A 17,188-nucleotide genomic window follows, 5' to 3' on the forward strand; every position below is an offset into this window, starting at 1 on the left:
TTGCCAATTTTCGGCCCGACGGATCTCCGATTAGCCTCGGGCGTCGGATCCTGGGCCCCTGGCTACCTCCCGCAAACCGTCCTCATCCTTTACCGCCCTCCTGGTGGGCGGCCGATGGTGTGGGCCAGCCGACACATCGTGATGGCCACGTCATCGATGGCTCGTCGATATCGATTAAGCGCTATGATAAGAGTCTGAAGTTTGCCGCCAGCGTAAGCGGCGTCGTTCGGCCTCAACTGAAGACAGATTCCAGACTATCGGCGCGAGGGAAAACGCCACAATCGATCGGTCAGACGCACAATTACGGCGATTATGGCCCAATGTTGGGGAATTCAGCCTCAAAGCGTGGCTAGAGTTGGCTCATGACGTGCGCGGCGGCAGCCGCCGTTGAAGATGTCGGATGAAGCGCGCCGGAGAGCAAAGCGTTGGAGGGGCCGCCGATGACCGACGGCGCAAATGAAAACATCGGGGCTCGGCTGCGTCACGTCAGGCTGCGCAACGGCCTTTCACAGCGTGCGCTGGCAAGGCGGGCCGGAGTAGTCAACTCAACCATATCTTTGATCGAATCAGGGCAGACAAATCCGTCCGTGGGCGCCTTGAAGCGTATCTTGGAAGCCATTCCGATCAGTTTGGCACAATTTTTTTCGCAACCGGACGAGAGAAGGGAACAGATCTTTTTTAAGAAGAATGACCTGACCGAGATCGGCAAGGGCGGAGTCTCCCTTCTCCAGGTTGGCAGCACCATGGTTGGTCGATCAGTCCAGATTCTGCAGGAGACGTACAAGCCTGGCTCCGACACAGGGAAAGTGTGCCTTACTCATGATGGTGAAGAAGGCGGAATTGTCATTAGTGGACGTTTGGAGGTCACAGTTGACGATCAAAGGCGCGTGCTATGCCCTGGCGACGCTTACTACTTCTCCAGCCGCCGACCACACCGGTTTAGGTGTATCGGCAAAGAAATATGTGAAGTAGTGAGTGCGTGCGCGCCGCCAACGGTCTAGTGAACGAGAGCTGATCAGGCAAGAGTTGATAACGCGCCGTACTGAAGGGGGGTGCGCAAGAGATTTCTAAGGTGTGAGTTTGCTTCGAAACGTGAAGATAGCATCGAGGCGCGGACGACATGTGGATCGCTTCATTGCGATCTTGCGATCCACCAGATTTGGCGAAATAGAAACGGCGCATCTTTGCAGCTATGTGCGCAGTAACCGCCCCAATGCCAGCATCTGAGGCAAAGTGATCGGGTCATTGGCGATACTCGATGCCACCGGGTGTGACGCGAATCGCGCGACCACCATCTCCGCCTTCGGCGCGACATAGAGGCGCTGGCCGTGGATGCCCTTGGCTTCGAAGGCGTCCAGCTCATTGTGGCTCACCCACCACATGCTCCGATACGAATAGCCTGGTAACCACGCGTAGTGGAATTTGTCCGGGTCATCGCCCTTTCGCACCTCGTGCACGACGGAGGCGGGAATGAGCTGCTTTCCGTGCCAGTCGCCTTCGCGACGCATGAGCTCGCCAAAGCGCGCGAGGTCGCGCAGGGTCGCGTTCAGCCCGCCGCCGACCAGCGGCGTGCCAACCGGGTCGACAAGGACGTAGCCATCCTCCTCGCAGCCCAGTGGCGCCCACAGGCGCTCGTGCAGCAGCTGTGCGAACGAGCGGCCGGTCACGCGCGCCATCACCCAAGCCATTACGTCCGTGTTGACGGTCTTATACGCGAACTCGTGGCCGTGTGCCCCCTCCTTCTTCATGGTGCGCAGGTAGTCGCATAATGTCCGCGGCCCGTCGTAACCGACCGGCCGTGGTCGCCCACCACAGGCGCGCGAATACGCCCGAACGCCGGAGCGCTCGTCGTCGTAGATCTCGGTGTATGCCAGACCAGTCTGCATATCCATCACCTGACGCAGCGTGGCATCACCCCAAGCAGTCCCCCGGAGCTCCGGTAGGTAATGTGGGATTGCCTTCCCATCATCGAGCACGCCCTCGTGGACGAGCGCGGCGGCGAGGGTACCAGCGTACGACTTCGTGACCGAGAAGCACGCATGCGCCAACTGTGGCTCGAGCGCCCCGAAGTAGCGCTCATACACAATGCGCCCGCGATGCAGCACCACGATGCCGTCGCAGTAGGTGTCGAACAGCGCCTCGTCGAAGCGGCGGGTGCGGCCGTCCTTATCGGCGAAGGTCAGCGCCTCAATGTTCGCGGCCTTGTCGCTGCGATCGAGCGGCGACGGCCCGCCCCGCCCGCGCCACACGTTGACACTCGCCGCAAGCTCGCGCCTATGCGACAGCGACCAACGGATCTGCGGGAAATCGAAAAACGTGCCGCTCTCGAATGTGATGCACTTGTCTGCTGGCGGCGGCGCACCGCGCATCCAGCAGAGTTCGCGCGGATCGGACGCGCGGCCATCGAGAAAGCGTTTTCCGTCGAATTCGAGAAAGCTCATCGACTACGTCCCTTCCAAAGCGTTTCGAGAAGGACACCCAATTCGAGTTCTCTCATAATCTCTCCCCCATTTGCAGATCAAAGTGCCGTCAACCTTGAGCGACGCCCCAAATCTCCACGGTAGTCTTGGGATTGTGCATCATTGGCTTCAGCACGAGCCGTCATAGGTGGAAGCGCTCCGCCCACGCAATCCGCGAGGGTCTTGGCGAAGGCAATCGTCTCGGTGAAGTAGCAGACCATGAGCTTCAGGTCCGCGAGTGACCGGCCGAACGCCCGCAGGAGGTTCTGGATATAACTCATGGTGACGCGGGTCTGCGGCATGAGCTGCCCCTCCATGACGGAGTGCCCCTTATTGCAGTAAGGCTCCGAGGGCACTTGGCCACCAAGCCACACGGTATTTCGCAACCGGATAGCTTGACGGCAAGGTGTGGGGTAGGTCCAGTCCCAAACGCGTGCGGGCCAATGGTCCTCGCGCGGGATGTATTTGTCGCAGCCGTTGCGCAGCTCGCGCATGGCCAGGACCTCGACCTTGGTCAAGGCGCCCTTTGGATTGAGCCGGTGGCAGGGGACCACGGTCCCGGCGGGACCCGGCTCGCGAAAATGACTCGCCCGCGCCTTGGAAAGCGGCGCCCATTGCTCGCGTGTGTTGCCGAAGTAGTAACCCTCCAGTTTGACGCAATCCTGAAAGGAGGCGCCGAGTGCGGCCAGTGTCTCCGCGTGTTTCTCTATGATGAAGTGGCTCTGAGCCACGCCGTCATCTGGCTGTCCCACCACGCCGTCTACATCCTCGGCTGCGCGGTTCGCAACGGCAATGAACTCGCCCGCGCAAGCCCCCAGGGACCGCTCGCTCACCGAATAGCGCTTGCCTCTGAGGCGGTACGGGGCGCGGGAGCGCTCGGACTTCGGGATGCGTCCGCCAGCCGCGCTGGGCAATAGCTTGAATTTGTATAGTTTGGCCGGAGAAGGGCTGCAAGGGCTCCGGGATCGTACTGATCGCTGGCATGGGTCCGCCTTAAAGAAACGGGCCAGCGCCGCAATCACCTCCCAATCGTCGCGTTCGGCGGTGTAGTGCGCCTTTAGCCGCACCACGTCGTCGAACGTGCAGGCTTCGCTAGCAAGTGCCTCTGCCAAGTTCGCCATCGTGCCTTCGATCTGCTTGTCGAAGTCATCCGGATTGCGAATCCGTCCCGCCGCGTCAAAATCACCTGCGCCGCCAACGAAACTCAATGCGCCTGCGCTACCCGACAAACAGTGGGTATGCGCAATTGGCAGAGTCCAGATGAGAGGCGCTCTCGTTACCATATATCTGCAACCGGTTTCGCCTGCGACGTTGACGCTTTGGCGAATTAGCTCGCCGTAGTAACAGCAGGTTACCTTCGTCCTCAACGTTGAAAAGACGTTTTCTTTAGCCTAGCAACTCGTTGAAAACTCAAGGTAGCGTTTCATAAATCGAACATCGCACTCGTTCACAAGCTTTGGCCTATCCGAAGATTGACGTGCCAGAATCCTCGACGGTCGTGGACTAACGGTCAGCCGATTTCGGCTAACCGTGACAAATCCTGAACATGGGAGTTCACTGTCATTGTTGCCCAAAGCTCTTGGCGGAAGTCTTCGGCTGAGGTCAGCGCTTGCCGTCTAAATCAGCAAACCAGAGCGGGATGAGGGTAGGTTGAAGGTTTTGGAATCCGAATCGGCTTTTCTGAATAATCGTGCTGGTGGGAAGAAGGCGAGCATGGTGGGCAAGCCTTTCCTCTGCATCTTCGCAAGCCTGTCGTGACCGCAATCGAGGGCGGGATGTCCCGCATTAGGCCGCCAAGCATCGGAACTGCGAACAGAACAGCAATCAGCTGGATCATTTAGTCGAGGAGACCGGCAGCGTCGCGCCGGGCCAGACGGACGGTCACAAGCCGAAGGCAAATTTGGGGAGACAACGGTCTAGCTGTCACAACGGATTAAGGACGTCGACACACCGAACGCGAGCTCGTTCGCGATCTTGCCGAACGCACCTGAACGCTACCACCTCTAGTTGCGGGCCTTCGCGCATGCTCAGGAGCCCAACGTCAGCGGCGTGGTGGCAAACGAACGCGAGCGCTTCCGCAGTCGCGTGGAGACGAGCTTAATAGACGAAGTATTGAGGTTGATCCTCGCCAAAACTCCGCGCAGTCGCTGAATGAACATGACTACGCGCCCGCGCTGATCGGAAGCCAACTCCGCAGCTTGCGATATTCGGCAATTGCCGCCTCTACGCGCCGGAGCCCCTCCGCACTGTCCGCTAAAGCGCAATACTCATCCTCATGCTCGGAATTTGGAGCACTGGCCTGGAAAAGTCGATAAAGTTCCGACTGGATTCTCAGTCCTCGCAATCGACCGTGATCCCAGGCAAACCCGTAGCAGTTGAAGCGCACGGCTCACGTGGCCCCTTCGTGAAGCTACCCTCGCAAGAACAACAGCGGTGTCGCCGACCCATTGGTAACCCTCTGGACCGTGCGCGCCGAAAACTACGACCAAAACCTATCAAGAATTGCTGCCTAGCTTCCAAATAGCAATCAGAAAAGTCGGTCCAGCCGTCTGCTTCGCAATGCAAACTCAGCGCCGCCCTATTTCACCTAATGGCTCAGTCAGGCGGCGACCGATCGTGAATGATCGGACCCGACGCACACGAGCGTTCCCCTCTAGTATTGGCAGATACAAGACCGGCGCTGCTAGCAAGCAGAAGGCCAGCGCAACGGGCCTACGACGCTCCCTATCCGGATGGCAGCCCGCTCAACTCGATTGGGCCGCCAGTGATGGCGCGGATTGCGGACTCAGCAACGTGACGCAAAGTCCCTTACAGGACGGAGGCCAACGTCATTCGGCAAAGGGTCGTAATATCGTAGACAGGCAGACCCGTTATCCGGCGGACCGCCGGCGCCGTCAGTGGCATTCCCGTGCACTCGAACAAAAATACCGCAATATCAGGATGTGAGTCCCGGAGTTGAGTGGTGCAGGCGACGACATCCCTTTCGATTTCCGCGATATCGGTCCGCGGCGGCGGTCGCATATTCTCATTTCGCACGAGTGAGCTGTTTTCGATTCCCCCTATGACCACCCTCGCCCGCGCAGCCGGGTCGTCGATCCCGAGCATGTCCTCGCTTAAGTGCTTCGGCTGAGCGACGACAACCGCGAGCTTAGCGGCGGCCGGCAATTGGCGGAGTAGAGCCGGCAGGAGCAGTAGGCTCGACGTAACGACCGGTACGTCCACCGCCGCGGCCACAGCCGCTTGATGTCGGATGAAGTAGCCACAGTTGGAGCTTATTGCAACAGCGCCCCTCTCGACTAAGCGCTTCGCCGCCGCCACGCAGGCAGGCTCCAGCTCTGGCGCGCCAGGAATAACGATATCAGCCCATGCACCAATAACTGTTTCTGAAATGATGGGAAGATCGAAAGTAGCTGAACTCATTAAGGAGCCGCGTAGCGGCGCTGGCGTGTTGGCATCGGTCGTCATTCCCCGTTCCAAATTCAGAATTCCGAGAGAGCGCGGGATTTGCAATGCCATTTATGACTCCGCTAACTTTATGACAGATGATTGCTTGAGCTTAGCGCGATCCTAAGCTGAAATCCCGCAATTTGTTCAGCTTCGCGCAGCAATTCCATGCTCGAACAATGGAAGTACATACTTTTCGCACGATTAGATCTGTTGCGGGAGCTCAGAGATCACCACGTTCGATGGTTGGACCGGATCGCTCAGCTGGCGATTCCGCGAAGCTGGCGGCGGAATGACCGCATAGCGGGGGCGATCGTTTTCAAGTCCCATCAATGCACCGACGCTCGGCGGCCGCGCGTGTTCTATTCGAGCAGGAGTGCGCCGACCAGAAGCGGGATGGCATTTGCCGAGCACCGCCACCTACGCTCAATCACGCCGCTCACGCGTTTGCGAGAAACGCAGCGAACTTGAACAATATTTGGCGCAGTGGATCGGCAATGCAGCATCATCGCGTTTCGCCGCATCGGCGTAGCGGAATCAACCTACGAGCACGACCGGTCCAGCTCGACAGGTTTCCACACCGAGACTGAGGGCCTCGAGTTGAAGCACCCATCTAGCGCACGCCTGGCTACGATTGCGCCGGGCATGCGCGTCTGCTTCGAGGGAGCACTACTAGCGACTGGCTAGTCCATCAGAGAAGAAGGCGGGAAGCATGGGGCTGCCCGCCGGTTGGTACCGCCGAGATGCTATACAGTCGCGGCGCTGACGGCTGCGTGCCAAGGTATTATGCGCGATACAGCGTATGTGGCGTACGGCTAAGCACCTCCGCGCCGCGTCCCGTTACCAATACGGTCTCGCTACAACCAATCATATAACCGTCCTCTCCAAGGAGAATCATTGGCATGTGAACGGTCATGTTGGCCTGAAGGATCTCGGTTGCGCCGGGCTCCAAGCTGATGTTGCCGCGTTCATTCCAGGGGGCGCCGGTTTGGTAACCCACCCGATGATTGAGCGCTTGCGGTCGACCAGAACGCTCGATCACTTTGCGCGCGGCGGTGTCCACTTCGCCAGCTGTCACGCCTGGCTTGATTACGGCGATCGCGGCTTCAAGTGCCTCTTCCGCCAACGCATGCAAGCGTTCCGACTCAGGGTGTCGGCCGAGTACAGCGCCGCGGACCAGTGCTCCGGCGTATCCTTGTTTTACACCGCCGAGTTCTACCATTGCAGGTTCGTTGTTACCCATTGGATGGCGTGTAAGCCTAGTATGTGGCAATTTCGTCCGCTCACCGAACCCGATTGAGACCAGCCTCACGTCCTCACCACCGGCTTTTCTGACTTCGCTCTGGATGGCTACGGCCATCTCCGTTTCGGTGATGCCTTCCCTAAGCGACTGCTGAAATGCACGCACCGCCACATCGGTCATAGTCATCGCATCGCGCATTGCACTGATTTCGAGGTCGCTTTTCACGGCCATCACCGACGGGACCAGACAAGAAGCATCGACGACGTTCATGTTCGGAAGGCGCGCCTGAAGTGCACTTACATCTGCAGGTGCAAGATTCCAACAGCCCAGTTCGAACCCGATTCTCTTGCCTGCCAGGCCCAGCTGGCGGAGAACATCGGCGCACACTCTGGCGAAGTCAGGCTGCTCCGTGTAACCAACAATCTCGTCGATACAGCTTTCGGCACGTACGCCATTGAGCTCGAACTCGCGCACGACATATGTTGGCGCTCTTCCTGGCACGAAGATCAGCGGAAACGGCATGAAGTACGCGCCCATCCCATCGTATCCGCTAAGATACTTGAGATGGCCGTGGGCAGTGACCACGAGCGCGTCAAGCTCAGCTCTGGCCACCGCTTCAAGCACATTCTTCTGCCGCCGCTCATACTCTGATTTCTGAAACGGGGCATTGGTGAAAGGAATTGCTTTAAGTGCGGTCATGGATCGTTCCTTTTAGTAACCACAGACGTTCATTCTAAGCTTGCGCTAGTCCGTCAACCACTCAACATCCGCCCCTTGCCTCGTAGTTCGGCATAGCGAAGCCATCGGATGGCCACTCCAGGAGTCTTTGCCAATCGCATGCTCGCTGAGGTCCAGCGATAGAAGTGAGCCGTCAGGGTCGGATGGGCACTTGACGCGAGACATCACTGGACTTGGCTTTTCGGCAAACAGCTAGTGTCCAGATGTACACCCCTCAAGTGCCTGTCGATGCACCAAGTGCGCTCTCCAAAGAACCATCTCGTTCCAATCCGGTTTTTGGGGATAAAAGTATTGCTTGGTGGCCCTCCGTATCTGCCGCCCGAGTTCCGAATCAATCGCGTCCGGTCTGTATCTGAACAGCCAGTGTTCATCACGCAGTATCGTCGAACCAGTGTAGGTTCCATATTCGAGGGCAACGTAGGTGTGACGATCGCCCAAAATCCGCTGCCAGTATTCGTCTTGCGTGCCGTGCAAGTTGACCGAGGAGGACGTTCCTAGATCGGGCAAGGTTACTGAGGGCCCGAAGATTTTTGCTGCTCGCTCGTACCCCCTTAACCCGGACGGTTGCTCGCATTGCAACTCCCCGTAGCCATAAGGACCGAGCCCGGTATGGTAATCGATGATGATGACATTATCGCGGGCTGCCACGTCAAAGTCGGCTACTATTTTCTCGAGGGTTCGTCGCGCTTCGGTAGGCTCGCTTCCGCCGTAAAACAGGCCACCGGGCCTGGTGTACTGACCACGCGACCTCGCTGAACGGTAAACCTCTTCCCCATGCAACTTGCGATATTCGGCTATCACAGCTTCAGCGCGCCGGAGCCCCTCCTCTGTTCTGTCCGCAGGAACGCAGTACTGATCCAACTCCTCATACTCGGGATTTGCAGGCGCCGGTTTTGAAAAGTCAATAAAGTTACGATTGAGGTCGCATCCCTCTGCAGTAGACCTGCGATCCCAGGCAAAGCCGTAGCAGTTCAGCGCATGGACGAAGAGCACAGCCGTCGAGGGCGGAAGCTCCTCGTGCAACTTTGCCTGCAAAAACAGCAGCTGCGCTGCCGAGCCATGGTAACCCTCTGGACCGTGCGTGCCGGAGACCAGGACCAAGAGCTTCTTTGCATCTGAGGGGCCGAAATATGCCGCATCGGTAAAGAGAGCCTCGCGAGATGGTCCCTTTGCACTGCACTGATACGCCTTCGACTTCGGTGCCGCTGACAAAAATTTCTGCCTGGCCTCCAGATAGGTGTCAGAGAAATTGACCGCAGCAATTTGCTTCACAACGTCAAAGTTCACGCCGCCTTACCTCCACAGTCAATTCGTCCGATGGGGACGAATTGTCCAAACTTACCGTGACCTATCCTGATTGACCGGGACGCGACCCACAGGGCCACCGCGGCGCAATTTCAAATCGGCGCATCGATCAGGTTGTCTACCCTTTAGTAAAGGCTATCGGGTCTCCAAGCCGAATTTCTGCAATGTAAAGCCTTATATTCCAGAAATTCTGCGGCCTACCGGGGACACGAAGCCTTTTCTACTCTAGGCGCTCTAAACAGACCAGACTGCGCTGAACCGGCCCGGGTTTGCCGGAGGCTCCACCTCCTGAGAGATGGAGCCATGACAAGCAGGACGACGAACAAGTTCTCACCCGAGGTCCGGGCCCGACGGGTCCGGATGGTTTTGGATCACGCCAGCGAGCATCCTGTCACTGGGCGGTGAATACTCCCCAAATATGGGCATCGAAAATTCCCTAGCTGGCATCCCAGCCTGAAGGGGCCGCGGCGCGGAGGCCCCACATACCGGAGCGCTGCGGCCCCTTCAGGCTTTCCGCATCCGATCCTGTCCCCGAAGTGATTCGGGGGCGGAACGGATGATCCAGCTTGGAGATCTCATCGTGATTTTGGACCTTCACCGTCAGGGCTTGTCGATCAGCGCGATTGCCCGGCGCACGGGGCGCGACCCGAAAACGATCCGCAAATACATTGCGCGGGGTCTCGAGCCACCCGCCTATGGCCCTCGGCCGGCTGGCCGGCCGAGCAAGCTCGCACCCTATCTCGACTATCTGCGAGAGCGCATCGCCGCCTTCCCGGACTTGAGTGCTGTCCGGCTGACCCGAGAGCTTCGGGAGCGCGGCTATACCGGCGCCTATACAGCCGTAAAGCGGTTCGCGGCGGCGATCCGTCCCGATAACGCACCTAAGCCCTTCGAAGTACGGTTCGAAACCCCGGCTGGCCAGCAAGCGCAAGTCGACTTTGCTCGCTTCGTGACCATCTTCACCGACGAGCCCGATGTGACACGGATCATTTGGCTGTTCTCGATGGTGCTCGGGCATTCGCGCTTCATCTTCGCCCGCTTCGTCATGCATCAGGACCTGCAGACGCTGCTGCGCTGCCACATGCAGGCTTTTGCGGTCATCGGCGGCGTGCCGATCGAGATCCTTTACGACCGCATGAAGACGGCCGTGACGGGCGAGGACGGCGATGGACACATCGTCTATAACCGGTCGCTGCTGGCGCTCGCACAACATTACGGCTTCCATCCGAGGGCCTGCCGGCCGTACCGCGCCAAGACCAAGGGCAAGGTCGAGCGTCCGTTCAGCTACATCCGGCAGGACTTCTTCCTCGCTCGCAGCTTTTGCAATCTCGACGATCTCAACACCCAGCTCGACGACTGGCTGGCCAACGTCGCCAACGTGCGCGTACACGGCACCACGCAGAAAGTCGTTGCCGAGGCGTTTGCCGCCGAGAGACCCGAGCTGCAGGCGTTGCCAGCGGGGCCGTTCGACGCGCTGCTCAAACTCGAGCGCCGTGTCAGCCACGACGGGCTCGTGTCGATTGGTGGCAACTATTACAGCGTCCCGGACCGCACGCGCCGCATTGTCGAGGTGCAGCAATTGCCCGATGTAATCCGCATTCTCGATCAAGGCGAAATCGTCGCCGTCCATCCCGTTCTGGAAGGCCGCCGGCGAACTCGCGTCGCACCCGAGCATCGCCAGGCGGTCAACCGGTCCAGGTCGCGACCTGGCGTGTCCGAAGCCCTCGTCGGTCGGGCCGGCGATCACATCCCACGACGGTCGCTCGAGTTTTACCAAGCTGTCGGCAAACGGCTCGCCCAATCGGGAGGCCGGCCATGACCATCCACACGCAGCCGGCAGCGATCGACAGCGTCAAGAAAAGCCTGGTCGCACTCAAGATGCCACGTGCGCTGGAAATACTGGACACCACGCTGCGGCGAATCGAACAGGGTGAGGTAACCTGGATTGAGGCGCTCGATCAGCTGCTTATCGAGGAGCTGACGCTGCGCGACAATCGCCGTGTCAGTACCGCGCTGAGAATGTCTCGTCTGACCACCGTCAAAACGCTCGCCGGCTTCGACTTCGCGTTCCAGCCCTCGCTCGATCGCAATCGCATCCTGGCGCTTGCCGAATTGAAGTTCATCGACCGCGCCGAGGTGGTCCATCTGCTTGGGCCGCCCGGCACCGGCAAGAGCCATCTCGCGACAGCACTCGCGGTCGAGGCCGTGAAGGCGGGAAAGAGCGTCGCGTTCGCCACGCTCGCCGACATCGTCACCACCCTCGCAAAAGCCGAACGCGAAGGCACTTTGCGCGAGCGCCTGCGGTTCCTCGCCCGCGCCTCCCTCCTTGTCGTCGACGAGATCGGTTACCTCCCGGTCGTGCCCGGCGGCGGCAATCTGTTCTTCCAGTTGGTCAACGCCCGCTATGAAAAGGGCGCGATGATCCTCACTTCGAACCGCGGCTTTGCTGAATGGGGCGAGGTCTTTGGTGATGCCGTCGTCGCCACAGCATTGCTTGATCGCCTGCTTCACCACTCCGTTGTTATCCAAATCGAGGGATCGAGCTATCGGCTCCGCCAGCACGCCGCCCTCGTCCCGGAAAACGTCCGCTCGCGCCCGCTCACAAACCCGCCGCAGCCCAAGCGCCGCGGCCGCCCGCCTGGAAGGACCAATGACGATCCCGATAGCGGCTGATCCCCGAACCACAATCGCCGTCACCTAGGGAAATTTGGAAGCCCATTCTCACGGAAAGTTCGCTGCCCGTTGACACGCATCCCTCGCGCTGGGCCGCGGTGACCTCGATTGCGGCCAAGTTTGGCTGTACGCCCCAGACGCTGCATGAGTGGGTCAAGAAAGCCGAGGTCGACAGCGGGCAGCGGGCCGGCGTTCCGCGCCGATACCGCCGAGAAGCTGCTAGCCGGGGGAGAACCGAGAGCTTCGGCAGGCCAACGAGATCCTGCGCAAGGCCACCGCTTATTTTGCGATGGCGGAGCTCGACCGCCGGTCCAAGCCATGATCGCCTTCATTGACGATCATCGAGGGGCGCATGGTGCCGAGCCGATCTGCAAGGTGTTGCCGATCGCCCCCCGACCTATCACGCCCATGTGGCCAAACGGCGCGATCCCGCCAAGCTGTCAACGCGGTGTCTCGTTGGACTTCTCACGGCCCGGCAAGCCAACCGACAACGCGTTCATCGAGGCCTTCAATGGGCGCTTCCGAGCCGAATGCCTCAACGCCCACTGCTTCCAGTCCCTTGCGGATGCCCAGGAAAACGTGGAGACTTGGCGCAGATAGCGTAACGAAGAACGGCCCCACGGGGCGATCGGCAATCGGCCGCCGATTTTGCTGCAAAACCACGTCGGCGCATCCAGCTCGCCAACGGGATCAGAGCGCAAAACTTTAGTTCTGGCTGCTCCAAACTTCGGTCTCGCTACAAGTGCGCCGAGGCCCTAACCGCCGCTGGATGAAAACTCAGTGGCGGGTCAGCGGGGAACAAGAGCGCCTTCAATCTTCAAACCTCAGGTTCAAGGCGTGGTCTCTTGGAGCGCGTTCGGAACTATCGTCCTCGACCTCCACCAAGTGATGTAGAGAACAATTAGCCAAGCTACAGGCAGAAGCATCAGCATCGATGCTATTGCCGCAATCGTCGGATCGATCTCATGGCGTATGTTTTCCCACATCTTCAATGGGAGAGTGCGGATCGCAAATCCGCTGACCAGAGACGTTTTGACAACCTCATCAAAAGAGTGAAGGAAGGCAAACAGGGCCCCGCCGATGACGCCTGGCCGGACCAGCGGCAGCGTCACTTTCGTAAAGGTCTGCAGCGGATTGGCCCGCATGCTCTTCGCCGCCAGCTCCAAGCGCCGGTCGAAATTTGCTAGCGTCGCTGAGACGATTACGACGACATAGGCTGTAGCACCGATGCTATGTGTCAGGACGATGCCGACTTGTGTGCCGATGAGGCCAAGCTTGAGCAAGCCGAGGTACGCGGCGATGCCGACAATGATGCTCGGAATGGTAATGGGAGTGAGGAGCGCCATTGTCGAGATACTACGTAGCGTCGAAGAGGCGCGACTAAGGCCATAGGCTGCAAGCGTACCAACAACAGTCGAGAGAAGGGCGACGGCGATACCGATCTGGATGCTGGTCCATGCAGCGTCGGTCCAGGACGGATTGTCAAAGAAGCTTTGGTACCAATGGAGCGAAAGGGCTGCCGGCGGAAATTGTAGTGATGGTCCTGCGCTAAACGACATGACGATGACGACAAGGCTCGGAAAGAGCAGGTAGAACATGACAAGCGCGACGAAAGACGCACCAATTATCCTCCATAGATGCTTGCTGCCAACGGCTTGGTAGAGCGTAGCCGCCCAACGCTTTGCCCGATACAGGGTAGCAAGCTCTTCGAAGTAGCGGATCGACGGACTGAATGAGGGTAGCCAATTCTGCTGCGGAGACTTCCATCTTTTTGTCGCGGCTCGACCTTGAGCACCAGAAAGGTCCAGCCCAAAAATGGCAAGCATGACCACGGCAAGCCCCAGGAGGATGAAAGCTGAGGCGGCAATACGCCCCAAGTCCAGAGAGGTTTCGACCTGAGTTGCAATGAAAGTCGATAGCATGGCGTCGCCCAACCCGCCCAGGGCGGCGGGCGTTATATAGAAGCCAAGACAGAGGACGAAGACCAGCAGCGAGCCGCTGCGGACGCCCGGCAGACTAAGCGGAAAGAATACGCGCCAGAAAGCGGCAAACGGATGGGCACCCATGCTACGGGCAGCGGCAGTGAGGGACTTATCAATGCCTAGCATGACACTGACCAGAGGGAGAACCATGACAGGAAGCATGATGTGGACCATGCCGATGTAGACAGCCATGCGGTTGTAGATGAGCGATATGGGGCTAGAGATGAGTCCGAGGTCGAGCAGTAGATTGTTGATCAAGCCGCCATCGCCAAGAATTATGATCCACGCGTAGGTGCGCACCAGAAAGCTGGTAAGATAGGGAATGACCACGAGCGCGAGAAGTACCGTACGCAAGCCCTTCGAGGCAGCTGCGATTAGATAAGCCATCGGATAGCCAATGATTACGCACATGGACGTAGCCACGACGCTTACCTCGACGGTCTGCAGGAGCACGCGCACATTCGCCCCGCGACTGAAGAACGCCTCGTAGTTGGCAAGCGAGAAGGCCGGCGCATTGAGGCTGGTCAGAAATAGCAGAACGGCCGGTATACCAAAAACCGCGAGCAAAATGGCAAAAGCCGGAACGGTAAGCGCAATGGTTATCTGGCCAAGCTTGTGGAGCATGTTGATTAGCCTTATTCTCTTGTCGTATTCGCTCTGGTCCTAGGCTCTGACGAACCGTACATCGGAGCGAAGCCATTCAAGCCGCGCCTCTTCGCCCGGCTGGAGAGCCCGTCGCCCCGATGCAACGTGCTCGCGCACGACAAGCACTGTGCTAGCGACGCGCACATGGTATTTCCTCAGCGGGCCAGCATAGATCATGTTGTCCACGGTTCCCTTGACGGACTGACACTGGTCCGCATCGACGCGCTTCGGCGCGTCAAGTGGGGCGACGCAGATTCGCTCTGGCCGAATCATAGGAATAGTGCCCTCCGGCTGCGGGGCGTCGGATTCGATCATAAAACCAGCCTTATCAAGGATATTCGCCTCGCCCAGAAACTTCGCCACGAACTTCGTGGTGGGCCGGTCGTAGATGGCCTCCGGCGTGTCAGTTTGCTCGATCCGACCGGCTTGCATGACAACGACACGGTCCGACAGCGTCAACGCCTCGTCTTGATCGTGCGTAACGCAGACAGTAGTGATGCCAAACTCTTTGTGCAGGCTCTTGATTTCGGTCTGCATTTGCTCGCGCAGGTTGCGATCAAGCGCGCCGAGCGGCTCGTCGAGCAGAAGAATCGGTGGATCGGCTATCAGCGCGCGAGCAAGTGCCACTCGCTGTTGCTGCCCCCCGCTCAGTTGCGACGGCATACGGTTGTCCAATCCATTGAGATGCACACGCGCTAGAATCCGATCGACGCGCTTTGCCCTCTCGGCAACTATCACGCCGCGCATTTCGAGCGGAAATTCAAGATTTCGGCGCACGGTGAGGTGCGGGAACAGCGCGTAGCTCTGGAAGACAATACCCTGATCGCGTCGGTAGGAAGGAACAGCGGCGACGGATTTTCCAGCGATAAAGATGTTGCCCTGATTTGGTGTCTGAAAGCCAGCGAGCAGCATTAGGGCTGTCGTCTTGCCCGAGCCGCTAGGACCAAGAATTGTCAGGAACTCGCCGCGGCGAACGCTCAATGAGAGGTCCTTGACTGCGGTAACTGATCCGTACGTCTTCGTGACGTTCCGAAATTCGATCTGAGCGAAGTGCACGTCTTTCTCCATCGCTTCATTGCCGGCAATGGGAACGAGAGGCGCATTCGCCGGCCCATCAACTAGATCTTGATTGTCGAAACGGTTAGGCATGCTGGCTCCATCAACATGGAAAGCGGCATAGCGATCGACGAGGTCCGTCGTCGCCATGCCACATAGCCTCAAAGAGATCCAGAATTAGCTAAGGATCCACTCGTTCCAGCGTTCGCGGAGCCTGTCGGAATTGGTTTTCCCGTCGGCCCCTCGCTCGCTGTACCACTTCCCGTTCATGACGATGCCACTGGCCAAGTAGTCAGGATGGCTAGGAAGCTTACGGGCAAGCTCCTCAGGCAGGAGCTTGAATGCGTTCCGATTGGTAGGACCTTCCGGCCAAAGCTTTGCCAAAGCAGCCTGGCGCTCGGCGCGGGTAGCGAATTCAATAAACTTTTGAGCCTTCGCGGCATTGGGGCTGCCCTTTGGGATGACCCAACTGTCCCACTGCAGCTTGGATTGACTACGGTTCATCTCCATAGGCGCGCCCCGGGAAATCACCACACCCGTTCGTCCGCTATAGGATTGCATAAGGTCGGCTGCCTTATCTGTCATAATCTGCTGAATCTCGGAGCCGACAGTCCACCATTTCCGAATGTGCGGTTTGATTTTATCCAGACTGGCGAAAACGCGATTTATGTCCATGGGATAGATCTTGTCCGGAGCTACGCCATCCGCCAGCAGCGCCTCCTCCCAAGGCCCCTCACCCCCATATCGACCTGAGACCAAGGTCCGTACGCCAGGAAATGTCTTGGTATCCCAGAACTCAGCCCACGTGTTCGGTCGCGGTTTTCCCGCTGGATACTTCTCGGTATTGTAAACCATCACGTAGGAAAAGATCAGTTGCCCTACCCCAAACGGGTGTTTGACAAAATCAAAGAGGCCATCCACCTCCTCCTTCTTAAAGCTGGAATAGTCGATTGGCTCGAGCAAACCTTTCTCGCCACCAATGATGGTAGCGCCCTGAGTCATGGGAGCAACGTCAACCGTCACGTTTTTGTTGGTCACCATAAGCTCGAGCTGCGCAGAGCTAATTTGGTCGGTGATCGGGACTACCTTGATCCCGGTCTCCGCCTCGAATGGCTTCACAAAACACTCAATGTATGTCTTCGCTATGTCCCCACCATAGACCACGACCCGCAGCTCGTCCGTTGTCGCCGCCACGGGACTGCCGGCGATCGAATTCATGGCGCCTGCCAAGACGGCGGAAGAGCCGGCTTGCAGGACGCGTCTGCGATTCATCAATAGACTCATGCTTCGCTCCCTTAGTGTGATTGCGTGACGTTCGGAATTTGAATCATTTTTGTTGCGTGAATATTAGGAGTGTTCAGAGCCGATTTTCTTCAATGTAGAGGCTTATTCAGCTGGAAACGCCCATTGATTTGCACGATTGCGACGCTTTTAGGCTTTCGCCCCTGCTTCACGGAAGCAAGGCACCGGTATCTCGCCATCCGAAGCCGCTCAGTGGCCGTTAGGAATTCCATAAGAGCTCTTCCTTGCCACCGCTATCGAGCAACGTGAGCTTTCTAGTCATGAACGCTGCAGGTAGTGACTGCCACCCCACTCACGCTCGCTGCGGCCGGATCATAGCGAATCATCTCCTTTCCTGAGCG

11 protein-coding genes, 2 pseudogenes and 1 other annotated feature are annotated in these 17,188 nt (G+C 58.5%); of the genes and pseudogenes, 5 read left to right on the forward strand and 8 right to left on the reverse strand.

Annotation, left to right across the window (positions count from 1 at the left end; translation table 11 throughout):
- Positions 1-440: 440 nt before the first annotated feature.
- Entirely contained in the window at positions 441-1,001 is a 561-nt protein-coding gene (locus tag I6F24_RS35775) for a cupin domain-containing protein (protein ID WP_225131220.1), read from the forward strand.
- A 189-nt stretch (positions 1,002-1,190) separates the two neighbouring features.
- Here I6F24_RS35775 and I6F24_RS35780 read toward each other — a convergent pair whose 3' ends face one another.
- The 5 genes from I6F24_RS35780 to I6F24_RS35800 all read right to left on the reverse strand — a co-directional run bounded on the left by I6F24_RS35780 (position 1,191) and on the right by I6F24_RS35800 (position 9,171).
- Positions 1,191-2,441: a serine hydrolase gene (locus I6F24_RS35780; protein WP_225131221.1), complete on the reverse strand. Its 1,251-nt coding sequence runs from the start codon at positions 2,439-2,441 to the stop codon at positions 1,191-1,193.
- Positions 2,442-2,518: 77 nt separating this feature from the next.
- A complete protein-coding gene (locus I6F24_RS35785; protein WP_225131222.1) occupies positions 2,519-3,667 on the reverse strand; it encodes a RidA family protein in 1,149 nt (382 codons plus the stop codon).
- 1,600 nt (positions 3,668-5,267) lie between these two features.
- The gene (locus I6F24_RS35790; protein ID WP_225131223.1) at positions 5,268-5,975 is read right to left on the reverse strand and encodes a hypothetical protein; all 708 of its coding nucleotides are present in this window, start codon (positions 5,973-5,975) and stop codon (positions 5,268-5,270) included.
- Between the two features lie 712 nt (positions 5,976-6,687).
- The gene (locus I6F24_RS35795; protein ID WP_225131224.1) at positions 6,688-7,845 is read right to left on the reverse strand and encodes a Xaa-Pro peptidase family protein; all 1,158 of its coding nucleotides are present in this window, start codon (positions 7,843-7,845) and stop codon (positions 6,688-6,690) included.
- Between the two features lie 231 nt (positions 7,846-8,076).
- Complete coding sequence (locus I6F24_RS35800) at positions 8,077-9,171, reverse strand: DUF2817 domain-containing protein (protein ID WP_225131225.1); 1,095 nt, start codon at positions 9,169-9,171, stop codon at positions 8,077-8,079.
- A 574-nt stretch (positions 9,172-9,745) separates the two neighbouring features.
- On the opposite strand from I6F24_RS35800, the gene istA reads away from it, so the two are divergent.
- From istA to I6F24_RS35820, 4 genes and pseudogenes are all read left to right on the forward strand, one after another.
- Entirely contained in the window at positions 9,746-11,008 is a 1,263-nt protein-coding gene (gene istA / locus I6F24_RS35805; RefSeq protein WP_225131226.1) for an IS21 family transposase, read from the forward strand.
- The gene (gene istB / locus I6F24_RS35810; RefSeq protein ID WP_225131228.1) at positions 11,005-11,862 is read left to right on the forward strand and encodes an IS21-like element helper ATPase IstB; all 858 of its coding nucleotides are present in this window, start codon (positions 11,005-11,007) and stop codon (positions 11,860-11,862) included. The genes istA and istB overlap by 4 nt, the downstream gene beginning before the upstream one ends.
- Positions 11,863-11,939: 77 nt before the next feature.
- Positions 11,940-12,302: pseudogene (locus tag I6F24_RS35815) on the forward strand (IS3 family transposase); the annotation flags it as partial.
- Positions 12,139-12,255 (forward strand) — a sequence feature (AL1L pseudoknot). It overlaps the preceding pseudogene by 117 nt.
- 7 nt (positions 12,303-12,309) lie before the next feature.
- Positions 12,310-12,621, forward strand: a pseudogene (locus tag I6F24_RS35820) (transposase); the annotation flags it as partial.
- 71 nt (positions 12,622-12,692) lie between these two features.
- On the opposite strand, the gene I6F24_RS35825 reads toward I6F24_RS35820, so the two are convergent.
- The 3 genes from I6F24_RS35825 to I6F24_RS35835 form a co-directional block, all read right to left on the reverse strand.
- Complete coding sequence (locus I6F24_RS35825) at positions 12,693-14,468, reverse strand: ABC transporter permease subunit (protein ID WP_225131239.1); 1,776 nt, start codon at positions 14,466-14,468, stop codon at positions 12,693-12,695.
- 39 nt (positions 14,469-14,507) lie between these two features.
- Entirely contained in the window at positions 14,508-15,557 is a 1,050-nt protein-coding gene (locus I6F24_RS35830) for an ABC transporter ATP-binding protein (RefSeq protein ID WP_225131276.1), read from the reverse strand.
- Between the two features lie 165 nt (positions 15,558-15,722).
- Positions 15,723-16,829 (reverse strand): ABC transporter substrate-binding protein, encoded by a 1,107-nt coding sequence (locus tag I6F24_RS35835; protein WP_225131241.1) that lies wholly within the window; start codon positions 16,827-16,829, stop codon positions 15,723-15,725.
- Positions 16,830-17,188: the final 359 nt, after the last annotated feature.

This window comes from Bradyrhizobium sp. BRP23, assembly GCF_020194135.1.
Lineage (GTDB): Bacteria > Pseudomonadota > Alphaproteobacteria > Rhizobiales > Xanthobacteraceae > Bradyrhizobium > Bradyrhizobium yuanmingense.